The organism is Escherichia sp. 20412-1, assembly GCF_003027595.1.
In the GTDB taxonomy this organism is placed as follows: domain Bacteria; phylum Pseudomonadota; class Gammaproteobacteria; order Enterobacterales; family Enterobacteriaceae; genus Escherichia; species Escherichia marmotae.
The window spans coordinates 63,894-81,515 of the sequence record NZ_PYQM01000005.1 but is presented as its reverse complement, the minus strand read 5'-3'; the positions used below and the strand labels follow the sequence as shown (position 1 = coordinate 81,515).

The following is a 17,622-nucleotide window of genomic DNA, read 5'->3' as shown; positions in this document are numbered from 1 at the left end:
GCAGGAGAGGCATAATGAAAACGCTGCTGATTATTGACGCTAATCTCGGTCAGGCACGCGCCTATATGGCGAAGACCCTGCTGGGCGCGGCGGCGCGAAAAGCAAAACTGGAAATCATCGATAATCCTAACGACGCTGAAATGGCGATTGTTCTTGGTGATTCCATCCCGAACGATAGCGCGCTGAACGGTAAAAATGTCTGGCTGGGCGATATTTCCCGGGCCGTCGCGCATCCGGAGCTGTTCCTGAGCGAAGCCAAAGGCCATGCGAAACCTTACACTGCGCCGGTAGCTGCTACAGCACCGGTTGCAGCCAGCGGCCCGAAACGCGTGGTTGCGGTTACTGCTTGCCCAACCGGCGTGGCACACACCTTTATGGCGGCTGAAGCTATTGAAACTGAAGCGAAAAAACGCGGTTGGTGGGTGAAAGTTGAAACCCGTGGCTCTGTTGGTGCGGGGAATGCCATCACGCCTGAAGAAGTGGCGGCAGCGGATTTGGTGATTGTGGCGGCAGACATTGAAGTCGATCTGGCAAAATTTGCCGGTAAACCCATGTACCGCACTTCTACCGGTCTGGCGCTGAAGAAAACGGCGCAGGAGCTGGATAAAGCGGTTGCTGAAGCGACGCCTTACGAGCCAGCAGGTAAAGCCCAAACGGCAAGCTCTGAAGCTAAGAAAGAGAGTGCAGGCGCGTATCGTCACCTGTTGACGGGCGTTTCTTACATGTTACCGATGGTGGTTGCTGGCGGTCTGTGTATCGCGCTTTCTTTTGCTTTTGGTATTGAAGCATTTAAAGAGCAAGGGACGCTTGCTGCGGCGCTGATGCAGATTGGCGGCGGTTCAGCTTTTGCGCTGATGGTTCCGGTACTGGCGGGTTATATTGCCTTCTCTATTGCCGATCGTCCGGGGCTTACTCCGGGTCTGATTGGCGGTATGCTGGCGGTCAGCACCGGTTCTGGCTTCATTGGCGGTATTATTGCGGGTTTCCTGGCCGGTTACATTGCGAAGTTAATCAGTACGCAACTGAAACTGCCACAGAGTATGGAGGCGCTAAAACCGATTCTGATCATTCCGCTAGTTTCCAGTCTGGTGGTGGGTCTGGCGATGATCTACCTGATCGGTAAACCGGTTGCTGGCATCCTCGAAGGCCTGACCCACTGGCTGCAAACTATGGGGACTGCGAATGCGGTTCTGCTGGGGGCGATCCTCGGTGGAATGATGTGTACTGACATGGGCGGTCCGGTAAACAAAGCGGCGTACGCGTTCGGTGTGGGTCTGCTGAGTACTCAAACCTATGGCCCGATGGCGGCGATTATGGCGGCAGGTATGGTGCCACCGCTGGCAATGGGGCTGGCTACGATGGTGGCACGTCGCAAATTCGACAAAGCGCAGCAGGAAGGCGGTAAAGCGGCTCTGGTTCTGGGACTGTGCTTTATTTCTGAAGGTGCAATTCCGTTTGCCGCCCGCGATCCGATGCGAGTACTGCCGTGCTGTATCGTTGGTGGGGCGCTGACTGGTGCAATCTCTATGGCGATTGGTGCGAAACTGATGGCGCCGCACGGTGGTCTGTTTGTTCTGCTGATCCCTGGCGCAATTACGCCGGTTCTGGGATACCTGGTGGCAATCATTGCCGGTACGCTGGTGGCAGGTTTGGCCTATGCTTTCCTGAAACGTCCGGAAGTGGACGCTGTAGCGAAAACAGCATAATAAAACGTGAACTGCAGGGCAGGAATTTTCTGCCCTGTATCCGTTGATGACCGCAAGATAAGTGAAAAGTGTTTGAAATTAATTCTATGAATTTAAATGGTTTTTACTTCAAATAGAAACCTGAACCTCTCATCAAACAGCAACGTCATTTTCTCAAGGGCAGATTAATTTCTGCCCTTTTTTATTGTTTCAGTTCTGTGCATTACTTCACAATTTCTTCGCTTTTTCTAAAACCGCCAATAATAGAGTTTTGTGAGCCTGCTCAAATCTGCTCATTTTGCCCCTCTGGCAGTAATTTACTTTAAGTAAAACAAGCATACTATGAGCACATGTTTAAATATGAACATATGTTTAAACGGTCTTTGCAGTACCTATATTCTTGTGGATTGACAGGGTTGGTAATTTTTTACCAGAGGACGTGCTATGCGCGAAAAGGAATATGTCGTAATTATAGGTTCGGCTAATATTGATGTCGCCGGATATTCACATGGATCATTAAATTATGCGGATTCAAATCCTGGGAAAATAAAATTTACCCCCGGTGGCGTAGGGCGCAATATTTCACAAAACCTGGTGTTGCTGGGGAAAAAATCCTGGCTACTGAGCGCCGTAGGAAGTGATTTTTATGGTCAATCGCTCCTGACACAAACTAATCAGTCCGGTGTTTATGTCGATAAATGCCTTATTGTGCCAGGGGAAAATACCTCAAGTTATTTATCTCTACTCGATAATACCGGCGAAATGCTGGTTGCTATAAATGATATGAATATTAGCAACTGTATTTCAGCGGAGTTCCTCTCACAGCACCGTGATTTTATTCAAGGGGCAAAGGTCATTGTCGCAGACTGTAATATCAGTGAAGAGGCGCTGATCTGGCTCCTGGATAACGCCGCCGACGCACCTGTATTTGTCGATCCTGTTTCAGCATGGAAATGCGTCAAAGTACGCGAACGGTTAAAGCAGATCCATACACTGAAGCCAAACCGTCTGGAAGCGGAAACCCTGAGCGGTATTGCCCTTTCGGGGCGTGAAGATGTGGCGAAAGTTGCCGCCTGGTTCCATCAAAATGGCCTGAACCGACTGGTTCTGAGCATGGGCGGTGACGGTGTTTATTACAGCGATATCCGCGGTGAAAGCGGCTGGTCTGCGCCGATTAAAACCAATGTCGTCAATGTTACCGGAGCGGGCGATGCCATGATGGCGGGACTTGCTTCGTGCTGGGTAGACGGGATGCCGTTTGCCGAATCCGTTCGTTTTGCACAGGGATGTTCGTCAATGGCGCTCTCCTGTGAATACACCAATAACCCTGATTTATCGGTTGCCAACGTTATATCGTTAGTGGAGAACGCAGAATGTCTGAATTAAAAATTTCCCCGGAGTTATTACAGATTTCCCCGGAAGTGCAGGATGCTTTAAAAAACAAAAAACCGGTTGTGGCGCTGGAGTCGACCATTATTTCTCACGGTATGCCGTTTCCACAAAATGCCCAGACTGCAATTGAAGTAGAAGAAACTATTCGTCAACAGGGAGCCGTACCAGCCACTATCGCTATTATTGGCGGTGTGATGAAAGTAGGCTTAAGCAAAGAAGAAATTGAATTACTGGGGCGTGAAGGACATAACGTAACCAAAGTTAGCCGTCGCGATTTACCTTTTGTTGTTGCGGCCGGAAAAAATGGCGCTACTACTGTTGCTTCAACCATGATTATTGCGGCGCTTGCCGGAATTAAGGTATTTGCCACCGGCGGTATTGGTGGGGTACATCGTGGCGCGGAACAGACATTCGATATTTCTGCCGATTTACAGGAATTGGCGCATACCAATGTTACCGTGGTTTGTGCCGGAGCGAAATCTATTCTCGATTTAGGTTTAACCACCGAATATTTAGAAACCTTCGGTGTGCCGTTAATTGGTTATCAGACCAAAGCATTACCGGCATTTTTCTGCCGCACCAGTCCGTTTGAGGTCAGCATCCGTCTCGATAGCGCCAGCGAAATTGCCCGTGCGATGGCGGTGAAATGGCAAAGTGGTCTGAACGGTGGCCTGGTGGTGGCGAACCCGATCCCGGAACAGTTTGCGATGCCGGAAGAAAGTATTAACGCTGCAATTGATCAGGCCGTTGCCGAAGCTGAAGAGCAAGGTGTAATCGGTAAAGAGAGTACGCCGTTCCTGCTGGCGCGAGTTGCTGAACTGACCGGCGGCGATAGCCTGAAATCTAACATCCAGTTGGTGTTTAACAATGCCATTCTGGCGAGCGAAATTGCCAAAGAATATCAACGTCTCGTGGGTTAATTTCTGACGGGCAGAAAGCCGTCGCCCGTACTTATCATACATACCGAAACCTGGCGTTGACGCCGGGTTTACTGGCATGAAGGGAAATCATTATGGATATAATGAGAAGTGTTGTGGGGATGGTGGTATTGCTGGCAATCGCGTTTTTGTTGTCAGTGAATAAAAAAAGCATCAGTTTACGCACCGTAGGTGCCGCGCTGCTGCTGCAAATCGCCATTGGCGGCGTTATGCTCTATTTTCCGCCGGGAAAATGGGCGGTAGAGCAGGCGGCGTTAGGCGTACATAAAGTCATGTCCTACAGTGACGCCGGCAGCGCCTTCATTTTTGGCTCGCTGGTGGGGCCGAAAATGGATGTCCTGTTTGATGGCGCAGGCTTTATTTTCGCCTTTCGCGTACTTCCGGCGATTATTTTCGTTACCGCACTCATCAGTTTGCTGTACTACATTGGTGTGATGGGACTGCTGATCCGTATTCTTGGTAGTATTTTTCAGAAAGCCCTCAACATCAGCAAAATCGAATCATTTGTTGCGGTTACCACTATTTTCCTCGGGCAAAATGAGATCCCGGCGATCGTTAAACCGTTTATTGATCGCATGAATCGCAACGAGTTGTTTACCGCAATTTGTAGCGGCATGGCATCTATTGCCGGTTCGATGATGATTGGTTATGCCGGAATGGGCGTGCCGATTGACTATCTGTTAGCAGCATCGCTGATGGCTATCCCTGGCGGGATCTTGTTTGCGCGTATTCTTAGCCCGGCGACGGAATCTTCGCAGGTGACATTTGAAAACCTGTCATTCAGCGAGACGCCGCCAAAAAGCTTTATCGAAGCGGCGGCGAACGGTGCGATGACCGGGTTGAAAATCGCCGCAGGTGTGGCGACGGTAGTAATGGCATTTGTCGCAATTATTGCGCTGATCAATGGCATTATCGGCGGTATTGGCGGCTGGTTTGGTTTTGCCAATGCCTCTCTGGAAAGTATTTTTGGCTATGTGCTGGCACCGCTGGCGTGGATCATGGGGGTTGACTGGAGTGATGCCAACCTTGCGGGGAGTTTGATTGGGCAGAAACTGGCGATTAATGAATTTGTCGCTTACCTGAGTTTCTCGCCCTATCTGCAAACGGGCGGCACGCTGGACGTGAAGACCGTGGCGATTATCTCCTTTGCGCTTTGTGGTTTTGCTAACTTCGGCTCTATCGGTGTTGTCGTTGGGGCGTTCTCGGCTATTTCGCCAAAACGTGCGCCCGAAATCGCTCAGCTTGGTTTACGGGCGCTGGCAGCCGCGACGCTCTCCAACCTGATGAGTGCGACAATTGCCGGATTCTTTATTGGCCTGGCGTAATGCTCGATTCGTAGGCCGGATAATACGCATCAAGCGTCGCATCCGGCAATCGCGCAGCATTCAAATAATTTTTACTGCATCATCCCGGAGAGTTTATTCTCCGGGTCCATCTCCCGCGCCAGCTCTAACAACTGCTTTCTGTTTTTAATTAAATATCCTTTCTTATTTTTAATTAATAAACCATCGTGAATGAATTGTGCGAGAACATATAACAGGTGTCGATAAGAAACACCCAGATACTCTGCCGCTTGGGTATGCTTTTCGTGATAAAGATCACCTTCCTGCGAGAGTAATATAAATGCGGCCAGGCGATTCACTAACGGAAATGATTGATTCTGCGTTAAAGAAACAATATTGCGATAATTTTTATGGCTTAAGCTGACGCAGAGTTTTCGTAAAAATAGTGTGTCGTTTAATAACAGCGGACGGTAATTTTTCATGGGAAGCGCAATACACCAACACTCTTCAATAGCCTGCACCGCGCGCGGTTTATGGTCTTTATCGATTAACTCAATCTCGCCAATAAAACAGGGTGCGGCAAAGAAATCGATCAGCGACACCCGACCATTAGCAAGCGTGGCGTAGAGTCTGGTGCGGCCTCGCGTCAGGTAAAACAGCCATGACGGCTGTTGTCCTTCCTGCACAATGTAGTCACGCGCTAAAAAATGAAACAGCCGCGTGTCCACTGAAACATCCGTTGCAAAGCACACCTTAAATGCGGATTCGTCAATTAATTGCTGCTTAAGATCATTATTGTGGATTTCTTTCACGATGTTTACCCGCTATGAGATTTCTCATATTTAGCATACGTACGCTGTTGTTAAGATTCAATTATCGGCCCGATTGAATTTTCTTTGCTGTAGAAAAAATAACGCAACTTGAAACAGAGGGAATAAACAATGGAAAAAAGAAAAATTATCCTGGATTGTGATCCGGGTCATGATGACGCTATTGCAATAATGATGGCAGCGAAACATCCGGCGATTGATTTATTAGGTATTACCATTGTGGCCGGTAATCAAACCCTCAATAAGACATTAATTAATGGTCTGAATGTTTGTCAGAAACTGGAGATTAATGTTCCGGTTTATGCGGGGATGCCGCAGCCGATTATGCGCAAACAAATCGTTGCCGATAATATTCACGGTGAAACCGGACTGGATGGCCCGGTATTCGAGCCGCTGACCCGTAAAGCTGAAAGCACCCATGCGGTGAAATACATCATCGATACCCTGATGGCAAGCGATGGCGATATCACTCTGGTGCCGGTTGGTCCACTTTCAAACATCGCGGTGGCAATGCGGATGCAGCCTGCAATTCTGTCGAAAATCCGTGAAATTGTGCTAATGGGCGGCGCTTACGGTACAGGTAACTTTACGCCGTCTGCCGAGTTCAACATCTTTGCTGATCCGGAAGCCGCACGCGTAGTGTTCACCTCCGGCGTTCCGTTGGTGATGATGGGCCTCGATCTCACTAACCAGACTGTTTGCACCCCGGATGTGATTGCGCGGATGGAAAGGGCAGGTGGCCCTGCCGGTGAACTGTTCAGTGACATCATGAATTTCACCCTCAAAACTCAGTTCGAAAATTATGGTCTGGCTGGTGGCCCGGTGCATGACGCCACCTGCATTGGCTATCTGATTAACCCTGATGGCATTAAAACCCAGGAAATGTATGTCGAAGTAGACGTCAACAGCGGCCCTTGTTACGGGCGTACCGTCTGCGACGAACTGGGTGTTCTCGGCAAGCCCGCTAATACCAAAGTCGGCATCACAATTGATACCGACTGGTTCTGGGGATTAGTCGAAGAATGCGTTCGCGGCTACATCAAAACCCATTAAGTTTGATAGCAAGTCGGGCCTGTATCGCAAGGTGCAAGCCCGGCTATTTATAATGGGCAGAAAGCCGTCGCCCAAAATGACATGAAGAGATAATAACTATGGATGTCATGAGAAGTGTTCTGGGAATGGTGGTATTGCTGACGATTGCGTTTTTGCTGTCGGTGAATAAGAAGAAGATCAGCCTGAGAACCGTCGGCGCGGCGCTGGTATTACAGGTTGTGATTGGCGGTATTATGCTTTGGCTTCCGCCTGGACGTTGGGTTGCAGAAAAGGTCGCTTTTGGTGTCCATAAAGTGATGGCGTACAGCGATGCGGGTAGTGCCTTCATCTTCGGTTCTCTGGTTGGGCCGAAAATGGACACCCTGTTTGATGGCGCAGGATTTATCTTTGGTTTCAGGGTATTACCGGCAATTATCTTCGTTACTGCACTGGTGAGTATTCTTTACTACATTGGCGTGATGGGGATCTTAATTCGTATTCTTGGCGGTATATTCCAGAAAGCTTTACATATCAGCAAGATTGAGTCATTTGTTGCTGTCACCACCATTTTCCTCGGGCAAAACGAAATTCCGGCGATCGTGAAGCCATTTATTGATCGTCTGAATCGCAATGAATTATTTACGGCGATTTGTAGTGGCATGGCCTCAATTGCCGGTTCGACGATGATTGGGTACGCTGCACTGGGCGTGCCAGTGGAATATCTGCTGGCGGCATCGTTAATGGCGATCCCCGGCGGGATCTTGTTTGCTCGCTTGTTAAGCCCGGCTACGGAATCTTCGCAAGTTTCCTTTAATAACCTCTCTTTCACCGAAACACCGCCAAAAAGCATTATTGAAGCCGCTGCTACAGGGGCAATGACCGGGCTGAAAATCGCCGCAGGTGTAGCGACTGTGGTGATGGCATTTGTCGCCATCATTGCGTTGATTAACGGTATTATCGGCGGTGTTAGCGGTTGGTTTGGTTTTGAAAATGCCTCGCTGGAGTCCATTTTAGGTTACCTGCTGGCTCCGCTGGCGTGGGTGATGGGGGTTGACTGGAGTGATGCCAACCTTGCGGGAAGTTTGATTGGGCAGAAACTGGCGATTAACGAATTTGTCGCTTACCTGAGTTTCTCACCGTATTTGCAAACCGCAGGCACTCTGGATGCTAAAACCGTAGCGATTATTTCTTTTGCGCTGTGCGGTTTCGCTAACTTTGGTTCTATCGGCGTGGTGGTTGGCGCATTTTCTGCGGTTGCGCCGCACCGTGCGCCGGAAATCGCCCAACTTGGTTTACGGGCGCTGGCGGCGGCGACGCTCTCCAACCTGATGAGTGCGACCATTGCCGGGTTCTTTATTGGTTTCGCTTGAGTGTCATTGCCTGATGCGCAAGCTTATCAGGCCTACATTTACTTGCTGAAATTGCCTGATTTGTAGGCCGGATAAGACGCGTCAAGCGTCGCATCCGGCAACATTGTTACACCATTGGCACTAATGAAAGCGCGTTATCGGCAGACAGAGTAGGGTTGTTTATGCTGCCGCTGGCGCGCGAAATTGCCGCGCAGGCCATCGCAAAACGGGCGCTATCGCGAAAACTGCTTCCTTCCAGAAAGCTATACACCAGTCCCGCCATAAAACCATCGTCGGCGCCAAAACTGTCTACCGTCGTATGTTTTGGTGCAGTCAGTAAAAATTGCTCGCCATCCTTTTCGCTGCAATAAACTGACTCATCGGGCAAATAAACAAACAGTTGCTGAACACCTTGCTGATGCAACGCATTCACTGCGGCATTACGGTCAGCATCGCTGGTGATCGCCTGTCCCCATAAAATTTCCAGTTCCTGCAAAGTCGGTTTCAGGGTGTGAATATGTGCCAGCCAGTGTTTGATTTTTCCTGCTTTAAATTCCGAAACGGTATCGACAAACACCGGAATTTCATCGGCAAGGGTAAAGACCCACTCCAGCGCCTCAGCAGTCAGGTTACAATCAGCCAGTACCACGCCCGCATGGCGAAGTAAATCACGCGACCCGTTCAGTAATTGCGGCGTCAATTGATCCAGAAGATGGGTATCGTTTATCGCCAGCACGGTTTCATCGTCTTGATTGGCAATCGCGAGATACGTTGACGTACTTTGACCGTGTAAACGAACGCAGCCTGAGACATTCACTCCGGCACGGCGCGTCTCTTCTAAGAGCATTTCGCCATAAAAGTCATCGCCAATCACCGAGAGTAAATGCACGTCACGGCCCAGTAGTGCCAGATTGTGGGCGATATTGCGCCCGACGCCGCCAGCCGAGCAATGAATTGTACCGGGATTAGAGGCCGCTTGCGGATAACGGATATCCGCCATCCCGCGAATATCCATATTGATTGTCCCCACCACCACACAGTATTCCTGCTCGGTGAGAATGTAACCTTTGCCTTTAATCAGGCCTTTGCGCATTAAATCCATAATATGCGCCGCTACGCGCGAACGGCTGATTTGCAGCATATCAGCAATTTCATTCTGCTGGATCAGCGGGTTACGCCGCAAAATTGCAAGGATCTCCTTCTCCCGGTTATTCATTTTCAGGCTACCGCTTTTTCAGTTTGTTGCGCTTTCAGCCAGGCGATTTCTTCCGCCCAGATATCCGGGTTAATGGTTTCGAGGATCAGCGGAATACCGTCGAAGCGATCATCCTGCATGATCCAGCGGAAAGCATCATGGCCAATATTGCCTTCACCAAGACTGTGATGGCGGTCGACGCGGCTACCAAAGGTGCTTTTCGCATCGTTGAGGTGCATCCCGCGCAGATACTTAAAGCCGACAATACGGGCAAAATCTGCGAACGTTTTCTCGCATTCGGCAGGGGTACGCAAATCATATCCGGCAGCAAAAGCATGGCAGGTATCAATGCAAACGCCGACGCGGGATTTATCTTCCACGCCGTCGATAATCGCCGCGAGATGTTCGAACTTAAATCCTAAGTTGCTGCCCTGACCGGCGGTATTTTCTATCACCGCCGTCACACCTTGTGTTTTATCCAGCGCAATGTTGATAGATTCGGCAATGCGCGCCAGGCAATCCTCTTCTGAAATTTGCATCAGGTGACTACCGGGGTGGAAGTTGAGCAAAGAGAGACCCAGTTGTTCGCAACGCTGCATTTCATCTATAAACGCATCGCGCGACTTTTCCAGGGCTTCTGCGACCGGATGGCCAAGGTTAATCAGATAACTGTCGTGGGGAAGAATTTGCGCCGACGTGTAGTGATACTTTTCGCAGGCGGCTTTGAATTCATCGATGGTTTGCGTCGTGAGCGGTGCAGCACGCCACTGACGTTGATTTTTGGTGAACAAGGCAAACGCGGTTGCGTCGATTTCGGCGGCGCGAATTGCGGCATTTGCCAGACCGCCAGCAGCACTAACGTGCGCTCCAATGTATTTCATGCGAGGACTCCTGTTAAACCCGCTGGAGGAAAACGGTAATCATAGCGGGTTAACAGGAGCAAGATGTAGTGGTTTATGCGATGACGCTTTGAATCACATAGTTAATTGCACCACCACCAACAATCAGCCAGGCAAACAGTACCAGTGCCATCAGCAGAGGTTTCGCCCCGGCTTTTTTCAGCGCGCTGACGTGAGTGGTCAGACCCAGCGCCGCCATCGCCATTGCCAGCAGGAAGGTATCCAGCGTTACCAGCATGTTCACCACGCTCTGCGGTAACAGGTGGAACGAGTTAAAGATGGCAACTACGATGAACAAGATGGCAAACCACGGAATGGTGATTTTGCTTTTCTCGCCGCTGTTCGCCCCAGATAGCTGTTTAACACGTGCAGCCAGCAGAATAAGGAACGGAGCCAGCATCATCACGCGCAGCATTTTGGAAATAACTGCTGCGTTTTCTGCATCCGGGCTGATGGCATGACCTGCCGCCACCACCTGCGCCACTTCGTGCACAGTAGAACCAATGTAGATACCGAAAGTTTCCGGGCTAAACCATTGAGACATCAGCGGATATATCGCCGGGTAGAGGAAAATCGCGACGGTCCCGAAGATAACAACGGTTGCAACAGCCACGGTTACTTTACTGGCTTCCGCTTTCACTACCGGCTCAGTTGCCAGTACCGCAGCGGCACCACAAATACTGCTACCGGCACCAATCAACCAACTGGTGTGCTTATCCAGGCCAAACACTTTCTGCCCCAGGAAGCAAGCCAGCAGGAAGGTACTGGACAGCGTCAGCACGTCAATGATGATCCCACTGATACCGACATCGGCAATTTGCGAGAACGTCAGACGGAAGCCATAAAGAATGATACCCAGACGTAATAAATATTGCTTGGCAAACAGCACGCCACCGTCACAGCTTTTCCAGATGTGCGGATAGATGGTGTTGCCTAAAACCATCCCCAACAAGATTGCGAGGGTGAGGGCACTAAACCCGGCACCCGCAACGGCGGGAATGGAACCACCCCACAGGGCGACCCCGGTGATAACTGCACTCAGGGCTAACCCCGGAATAAAATGCCACAGTGTACGATGTTGTTTCTGTAAGGTGATATTCGTCATAACCCTCTCCTTTAACCGGGCATAAGGTTACGTCTAACTGGTTTAAAAATAAAATTGATTATATATTTATAATTAATCTTTATAAGTGGTAAGCGACTATGCACATCACCCTCCGACAGTTGGAAGTTTTTGCAGAAGTATTGAAAAGTGGATCCACCACCCAGGCGTCGGTGATGCTGGCGTTGTCGCAATCAGCAGTGAGCGCAGCCTTGACCGACCTGGAAGGGCAGCTTGGCGTGCAACTGTTTGATCGCGTGGGGAAAAGACTGGTTGTTAATGAACACGGACGGCTGCTTTATCCGCGCGCGCTGGCGCTGCTGGAACAGGCTGTTGAAATTGAACAACTGTTTCGCGAAGACAACGGCGCGATTCGTGTCTATGCCAGTAGCACCATCGGCAATTACATTTTACCCGCTGTTATCGCCCGTTATCGCCATGATTACCCGCAGTTGCCGATTGAACTTAGCGTTGGTAACAGCCAGGACGTGATGCAGGCGGTGCTGGATTTCCGCGTTGATATTGGCTTTATTGAAGGGCCGTGCCACAGCACTGAAATCATTTCTGAACCTTGGCTGGAAGACGAACTGGTGGTTTTCGCCTCGCCAACCTCGCCGCTTGCTCATGGTCCGGTCACCTTAGAACAGCTTGCTGCCGCACCGTGGATCCTGCGTGAACGCGGTTCTGGTACGCGGGAGATTGTCGACTATCTGTTACTGTCGCATCTGCCGAAGTTTGAGATGGCGATGGAGTTGGGAAACTCCGAGGCCATCAAACATGCTGTGCGTCACGGACTGGGGATTAGCTGCCTGTCGCGACGGGTGATTGAAGAGCAATTACAGGCTGGCTCTTTACGTGAAGTTGCTGTCCCGCTGCCGCGCCTGATGCGCACGCTGTGGCGTATTCATCATCGGCAAAAACACCTTTCCAACGCGTTAATGCGCTTTCTGGACTACTGCAATCCTGCCAATTTACCGCGTTAAGTTGCTGTACAGGAATATGCTGGCGCTGTGTCGATTTCGTGACGTAGCGCCAGCGTCAGGTATTCGCCAGAAAAGAGATTGGCTGCTTTACTTATAATTCCTGGGCGATCATGAAGGTCTCTTATAAAAGCGCATTTCTATCGGAAGGATTGCAAATCGTCTGCTACAATCGCGCCTCATTTTTAATGATGGATAGCATTTTCGTATGGTTTCCGAAACTAAAACCACAGAAGCGCCGGGCTTACGCCGTGAATTAAAGGCGCGTCACCTGACGATGATTGCCATTGGTGGCTCCATCGGTACGGGTCTTTTTGTTGCCTCTGGTGCAACGATTTCTCAGGCAGGTCCGGGCGGGGCGCTGCTCTCGTATATTTTGATTGGCCTGATGGTCTACTTCCTGATGACCAGTCTTGGCGAACTGGCGGCGTATATGCCAGTTTCTGGTTCGTTTGCGACTTACGGTCAGAACTATGTAGAAGAGGGCTTTGGCTTCGCGCTGGGCTGGAACTACTGGTACAACTGGGCGGTAACTATCGCTGTTGATCTGGTGGCCGCGCAGTTGGTAATGAGCTGGTGGTTCCCGGATGTCCCTGGTTGGATCTGGAGTGCGCTGTTCCTCGGCGTTATCTTCCTGCTGAATTACATTTCGGTCAGAGGCTTTGGTGAAGCGGAGTACTGGTTCTCACTGATCAAAGTTACGACCGTGATTATCTTTATCGCCGTTGGCGTGATGATGATTTTCGGTATCTTCAAAGGTGCACAGCCTGCTGGCTGGAGTAACTGGACGATAGGCGAGGCACCGTTTGCCGGTGGTTTTGCGGCGATGATCGGTGTGGCGATGATTGTCGGCTTCTCCTTCCAGGGAACCGAACTGATTGGTATTGCGGCGGGTGAATCTGAAGAGCCGGGGAAAAATATTCCGCGTGCGGTACGTCAGGTGTTCTGGCGAATTCTGCTGTTCTATGTATTCGCGATCCTGATCATCAGCTTGATCATTCCGTACACCGATCCAAGTCTGTTACGCAATGATGTGAAAGACATCAGCGTCAGCCCGTTCACGCTGGTGTTCCAGCACGCAGGACTGCTTTCTGCGGCGGCGGTGATGAACGCGGTTATTCTGACAGCAGTACTGTCAGCGGGTAACTCCGGTATGTACGCGTCTACCCGTATGCTGTACACCCTGGCGTGCGATGGCAAAGCGCCGCGTATTTTCTCTAAACTGTCGCGCGGCGGTGTACCACGTAATGCGCTATATGCCACGACGGTGATTGCCGGTCTGTGCTTCCTGACCTCCATGTTTGGTAACCAGACGGTGTATCTGTGGCTGCTGAATACCTCCGGGATGACCGGCTTTATCGCCTGGCTGGGGATTGCTATCAGTCACTATCGTTTCCGTCGCGGCTATGTATTGCAGGGACACGATATTAACGACCTGCCGTATCGTTCGGGCTTCTTCCCGCTGGGACCGATCTTCGCCTTTGTGCTGTGCCTGATTATCACTCTGGGCCAGAACTACGAAGCGTTCCTGAAAGATACCATCGACTGGGGCGGCGTAGCGGCAACGTATATCGGTATCCCGCTGTTCCTGGCCATCTGGTTTGGTTACAAGTTGATTAAAGGAACTCACTTCGTGCGTTACAGCGAAATGAAGTTCCCACAGAACGACAATAAATAAGCGTTATCTCTTCCTTATTAAGCCCTCTCACCTGAGAGGGCTTTTTCAATTCTATTTCCCATATAAATCATAAGTATATAAAATTTAACAATTGAATTGATAATTGTTATCGTTTGCATTATTGTTACGCGAAATGAAAAAGGCTGACAAATCAGAGGCTGTTCAGGCGCTCTGGGATGATCACCTGCATACAAAAAAAGTCCACTGCGATGCTGCCGTGCGCAAGAGGACGTGAAGAAGATGTGAGCGATAACCCATTTTATTTTCGTAGTTACCTCATGGAGATATGGAATGTTTAGGTTGAACCCCTTCGTACGGGTCGGGCTGTGTTTGTCCGCGATTTCTTGTGCATGGCCTGTGTTAGCGGTTGATGATGATGGCGAAACGATGGTTGTCACCGCCTCTTCCGTTGAACAAAACCTCAAAGACGCACCTGCCAGTATCAGCGTCATTACCCAGGAAGACTTGCAGCGTAAACCGGTACAGAACCTGAAAGATGTCCTCAAAGAAGTGCCAGGCGTACAACTGACTAACGAAGGGGACAATCGCAAGGGCGTCAGCATTCGTGGTCTGGACAGCAGCTATACCCTGATTCTTGTCGATGGTAAACGCGTGAACTCCCGCAATGCTGTCTTCCGTCATAATGACTTCGATCTGAATTGGATCCCGGTTGATTCCATCGAACGTATTGAAGTGGTACGTGGCCCGATGTCCTCGTTATATGGTTCTGATGCGCTCGGCGGGGTGGTCAACATTATCACCAAAAAAATTGGCCAGAAATGGTCAGGAACCGTTACGGTCGATACCACCATTCAGGAGCATCGCGATCGCGGCGACACCTACAACGGTCAGTTTTTTACCAGTGGGCCACTAATTGACGGCGTGCTGGGAATGAAAGCCTACGGCAGCCTGGCGAAACGTGAAAAGGATGACCCGCAGAACTCAACCACCACCGATAGCGGAGAAACGCCGCGCATTGAAGGATTCTCCAGCCGCGATGGCAATGTCGAATTTGCCTGGACGCCGAATCAAAATCACGATTTTACCGCTGGTTACGGTTTCGACCGTCAGGATCGTGATTCCGACTCGCTGGACAAAAACCGCCTGGAACGCCAGAACTACTCTGTCAGCCATAATGGTCGCTGGGATTATGGCACCAGTGAGCTGAAATACTATGGCGAGAAAGTCGAAAACAAAAACCCTGGTAACAGCAGCCCGATTACCTCAGAAAGTAATACTGTTGATGGCAAATACACGTTACCGCTGACGGCGATTAATCAGTTTGTCACGGTCGGCGGTGAATGGCGTCACGACAAACTTAGCGATGCGGTAAACCTGACCGGCGGCACCAGCACCAAAACATCTGCCAGCCAGTATGCACTGTTTGTGGAAGACGAATGGCGGATCTTCGAGCCGCTGGCGCTGACGACCGGCGTGCGTATGGACGATCACGAAACCTACGGCGATCACTGGAGCCCGCGTGCCTATCTGGTCTATAACGCCACCGATACCGTAACGGTGAAAGGCGGCTGGGCGACGGCTTTTAAAGCACCTTCTTTACTGCAACTTAGCCCTGACTGGACGACTAATTCCTGCCGTGGCGCATGTAAGATTGTTGGTAGCCCGGATCTGAAGCCAGAAACCAGCGAAAGTTGGGAGCTGGGGCTTTACTACATGGGGGAAGAAGGCTGGCTGGAAGGCGTTGAATCCAGCGTGACTGTTTTCCGTAACGATGTGAAAGATCGCATCAGTATCAGCCGCACGTCCGACGTCAACGCTGCACCGGGCTACCAGAACTTTGTAGGTTTTGAAACCGGGGCTAATGGTCGACGTGTACCGGTATTCAGCTACTACAACGTTAACAAAGCGCGCATTCAGGGCGTGGAAACCGAGTTGAAAATCCCGTTCAGTGACGAATGGAAACTGTCACTCAACTACACCTATAACGATGGTCGTGATGTCAGCAATGGTGAAAACAAACCGCTTTCCGATCTGCCGTTCCATACCGCCAACGGTACGCTGGACTGGAAACCACTGGTGCTGGAAGACTGGTCATTCTATGTTTCTGCTCATTATACCGGGCAGAAACGTGCCGATAGCGATACGGCTAAAACGCCGGGTGGCTATACGATCTGGAATACCGGTGCGGCATGGCAGGTGACCAAAGACGTCAAACTGCGCGCGGGCGTGCTGAACCTGACAGATAAAGATCTCAGCCGTGATGACTACAGCTATAACGAAGACGGACGTCGTTACTTTATGGCGATGGATTATCGCTTCTGATGAGAAGATGCCCGGCGAACCGGGCGGACTGTCACTTCAGTAAATACTGCGCATGGAAGCGCAGATGATCCTCTATAAAAGAAGCAATGAAGTAATAGCTGTGATCATAACCCGGCTGAATACGCAGCGTCATCGGCCACGCTTTCTGGCGCGCGGCTTCTGCCAACACGGCGGGTTGTAACTGGTCGGCAAGAAACTGATCGTTATCACCCTGATCAATCAGCGTCGGGATCGCATCCTGCGCATTGCTGGCGTACATCAGCGCACAACTGTCCCATGCCACCCAGTCATTTTTATCCTCACCCAGATAGGTGCTAAATGCTTTGATTCCCCACGGAACGCTGCACGGATTCACAATCGGCGCAAAGGCGGAAACGCTGGTATATTTGCCCGGATTTTTCAGCGCCATAATCAGAGCACCATGACCTCCCATCGAATGGCCGCTGATGGCGCAGCGATTGCTGACGTTAAATTGCGACTGAATCAGTGCTGGTAATTCATCACGCAGATAATCATACATCCGGTAATGTGCCGCCCACGGCGGTTGCGTGGCGTTAAGATAAAACCCGGCACCCTGGCCTAAATCATAGCCGTCGTCATTGGCAACATGTTCGCCACGCGGGCTGGTGTCTGGCATTACCAGTACAATCCCCAGTTCTGCCGCCATGCGCTGGGCACCTGCTTTGGTGGCGAAGTTTTCATCATTACAGGTTAAGCCTGAAAGCCAGTACAGCACCGGCGGCGGGGCGTTATCGCGGGGCGGTGGGAGAAAGATACTGAACGTCATCGGGCAGTTTAAGGTACTGGAGTCATGTCGCCAGCGTTGCTGCCAGCCTTCAAAACAGCGATGCTCTTCGAGCATTTCCATGCGTGGCTCCTTGTTATGTTGTTTGCAATTTTTTCATCATACCGTTTATTCAGTGTGTTGTGAGTAACTTTCACTTCCGCATATGCATAACGATGTTTTAACATCTAC

At 50.5% G+C, this 17,622-nt stretch carries 14 protein-coding genes; 9 read left to right on the top strand and 5 right to left on the bottom strand.

Going from position 1 to position 17,622, the window contains the following annotated elements:
- Window positions 1–14: 14 nt before the first annotated feature.
- From fruA to C7B16_RS05880, 4 genes are all read left to right on the top strand, one after another.
- Window positions 15–1,706, top strand: a complete 1,692-nt coding sequence (gene fruA / locus C7B16_RS05895) for a PTS fructose transporter subunit IIBC (protein ID WP_001516718.1) — start codon at window positions 15–17, stop codon at window positions 1,704–1,706.
- A gap of 423 nt (window positions 1,707–2,129) precedes the next feature.
- On the top strand, window positions 2,130–3,071 hold the full coding sequence (locus C7B16_RS05890) for a pseudouridine kinase (RefSeq protein WP_107179478.1): 942 nt from the start codon (window positions 2,130–2,132) through the stop codon (window positions 3,069–3,071).
- The gene (gene psuG / locus C7B16_RS05885) at window positions 3,059–3,997 is read left to right on the top strand and encodes a pseudouridine-5'-phosphate glycosidase (RefSeq protein WP_001516716.1); all 939 of its coding nucleotides are present in this window, start codon (window positions 3,059–3,061) and stop codon (window positions 3,995–3,997) included. Before C7B16_RS05890 ends, psuG begins: the two co-directional genes overlap by 13 nt.
- 92 nt (window positions 3,998–4,089) lie before the next feature.
- Window positions 4,090–5,340 carry a NupC/NupG family nucleoside CNT transporter gene (locus C7B16_RS05880; protein ID WP_016248968.1) on the top strand — a complete coding sequence of 417 codons (1,251 nt, stop codon included), beginning with the start codon at window positions 4,090–4,092 and terminating at the stop codon, window positions 5,338–5,340.
- A 71-nt stretch (window positions 5,341–5,411) separates the two neighbouring features.
- Here C7B16_RS05880 and C7B16_RS05875 read toward each other — a convergent pair whose 3' ends face one another.
- The gene (locus C7B16_RS05875) at window positions 5,412–6,110 is read right to left on the bottom strand and encodes a transcriptional regulator YeiL (RefSeq protein WP_107179477.1); all 699 of its coding nucleotides are present in this window, start codon (window positions 6,108–6,110) and stop codon (window positions 5,412–5,414) included.
- Window positions 6,111–6,239: 129 nt separating this feature from the next.
- Here C7B16_RS05875 and rihB point away from each other — a divergent pair, with 129 nt between their 5' ends.
- Both rihB and C7B16_RS05865 read left to right on the top strand, forming a co-directional pair.
- On the top strand, window positions 6,240–7,181 hold the full coding sequence (gene rihB, locus C7B16_RS05870) for a ribosylpyrimidine nucleosidase (protein WP_001516713.1): 942 nt from the start codon (window positions 6,240–6,242) through the stop codon (window positions 7,179–7,181).
- A 98-nt stretch (window positions 7,182–7,279) separates the two neighbouring features.
- Complete coding sequence (locus tag C7B16_RS05865) at window positions 7,280–8,530, top strand: NupC/NupG family nucleoside CNT transporter (RefSeq protein WP_000382959.1); 1,251 nt, start codon at window positions 7,280–7,282, stop codon at window positions 8,528–8,530.
- A gap of 106 nt (window positions 8,531–8,636) precedes the next feature.
- On the opposite strand, the gene C7B16_RS05860 is transcribed toward C7B16_RS05865, so the two are convergent.
- The 3 genes from C7B16_RS05860 to C7B16_RS05850 all read right to left on the bottom strand — a co-directional run bounded on the left by C7B16_RS05860 (window position 8,637) and on the right by C7B16_RS05850 (window position 11,708).
- On the bottom strand, window positions 8,637–9,725 hold the full coding sequence (locus C7B16_RS05860; RefSeq protein WP_107179476.1) for a sugar kinase: 1,089 nt from the start codon (window positions 9,723–9,725) through the stop codon (window positions 8,637–8,639).
- A 2-nt stretch (window positions 9,726–9,727) separates the two neighbouring features.
- A complete protein-coding gene (gene nfo, locus C7B16_RS05855; protein WP_000873880.1) occupies window positions 9,728–10,585 on the bottom strand; it encodes a deoxyribonuclease IV in 858 nt (285 codons plus the stop codon).
- Window positions 10,586–10,658: 73 nt separating this feature from the next.
- Window positions 10,659–11,708 carry a YeiH family protein gene (locus tag C7B16_RS05850; RefSeq protein WP_000182053.1) on the bottom strand — a complete coding sequence of 350 codons (1,050 nt, stop codon included), beginning with the start codon at window positions 11,706–11,708 and terminating at the stop codon, window positions 10,659–10,661.
- Window positions 11,709–11,806: 98 nt separating this feature from the next.
- Here C7B16_RS05850 and yieE point away from each other — a divergent pair, with 98 nt between their 5' ends.
- The 3 genes from yieE (at window position 11,807) to cirA (ending at window position 16,646) form a co-directional block, all read left to right on the top strand.
- A complete protein-coding gene (yieE, locus tag C7B16_RS05845) occupies window positions 11,807–12,688 on the top strand; it encodes a DNA-binding transcriptional regulator YeiE (protein WP_000548304.1) in 882 nt (293 codons plus the stop codon).
- A gap of 205 nt (window positions 12,689–12,893) precedes the next feature.
- Window positions 12,894–14,363, top strand: coding sequence for a lysine-specific permease (gene lysP / locus C7B16_RS05835; protein WP_000253267.1), 1,470 nt, complete (start codon window positions 12,894–12,896; stop codon window positions 14,361–14,363).
- A 291-nt stretch (window positions 14,364–14,654) separates the two neighbouring features.
- On the top strand, window positions 14,655–16,646 hold the full coding sequence (gene cirA, locus C7B16_RS05825; protein ID WP_107179475.1) for a catecholate siderophore receptor CirA: 1,992 nt from the start codon (window positions 14,655–14,657) through the stop codon (window positions 16,644–16,646).
- A gap of 31 nt (window positions 16,647–16,677) precedes the next feature.
- On the opposite strand, the gene yeiG is transcribed toward cirA, so the two are convergent.
- On the bottom strand, window positions 16,678–17,514 hold the full coding sequence (gene yeiG, locus C7B16_RS05820; protein ID WP_001516709.1) for an S-formylglutathione hydrolase: 837 nt from the start codon (window positions 17,512–17,514) through the stop codon (window positions 16,678–16,680).
- Window positions 17,515–17,622 lie beyond the last annotated feature (108 nt).

What these genes read in the sequence shown, in the direction of transcription:
- fruA (WP_001516718.1), top strand. Translation starts at nt 15, where the DNA reads ATGAAAACGCTGCTGATTATTGACGCTAATCTCGGTCAGGCACGCGCC.
- C7B16_RS05890 (WP_107179478.1), top strand. Translation starts at nt 2,130, where the DNA reads ATGCGCGAAAAGGAATATGTCGTAATTATAGGTTCGGCTAATATTGAT.
- psuG (WP_001516716.1), top strand. Translation starts at nt 3,059, where the DNA reads ATGTCTGAATTAAAAATTTCCCCGGAGTTATTACAGATTTCCCCGGAA.
- C7B16_RS05880 (WP_016248968.1), top strand. Translation starts at nt 4,090, where the DNA reads ATGGATATAATGAGAAGTGTTGTGGGGATGGTGGTATTGCTGGCAATC.
- rihB (WP_001516713.1), top strand. Translation starts at nt 6,240, where the DNA reads ATGGAAAAAAGAAAAATTATCCTGGATTGTGATCCGGGTCATGATGAC.
- C7B16_RS05865 (WP_000382959.1), top strand. Translation starts at nt 7,280, where the DNA reads ATGGATGTCATGAGAAGTGTTCTGGGAATGGTGGTATTGCTGACGATT.
- C7B16_RS05860 (WP_107179476.1), bottom strand. Translation starts at nt 9,725, where the DNA reads ATGAATAACCGGGAGAAGGAGATCCTTGCAATTTTGCGGCGTAACCCG.
- nfo (WP_000873880.1), bottom strand. Translation starts at nt 10,585, where the DNA reads ATGAAATACATTGGAGCGCACGTTAGTGCTGCTGGCGGTCTGGCAAAT.
- C7B16_RS05850 (WP_000182053.1), bottom strand. Translation starts at nt 11,708, where the DNA reads ATGACGAATATCACCTTACAGAAACAACATCGTACACTGTGGCATTTT.
- yieE (WP_000548304.1), top strand. Translation starts at nt 11,807, where the DNA reads ATGCACATCACCCTCCGACAGTTGGAAGTTTTTGCAGAAGTATTGAAA.
- lysP (WP_000253267.1), top strand. Translation starts at nt 12,894, where the DNA reads ATGGTTTCCGAAACTAAAACCACAGAAGCGCCGGGCTTACGCCGTGAA.
- cirA (WP_107179475.1), top strand. Translation starts at nt 14,655, where the DNA reads ATGTTTAGGTTGAACCCCTTCGTACGGGTCGGGCTGTGTTTGTCCGCG.
- yeiG (WP_001516709.1), bottom strand. Translation starts at nt 17,514, where the DNA reads ATGGAAATGCTCGAAGAGCATCGCTGTTTTGAAGGCTGGCAGCAACGC.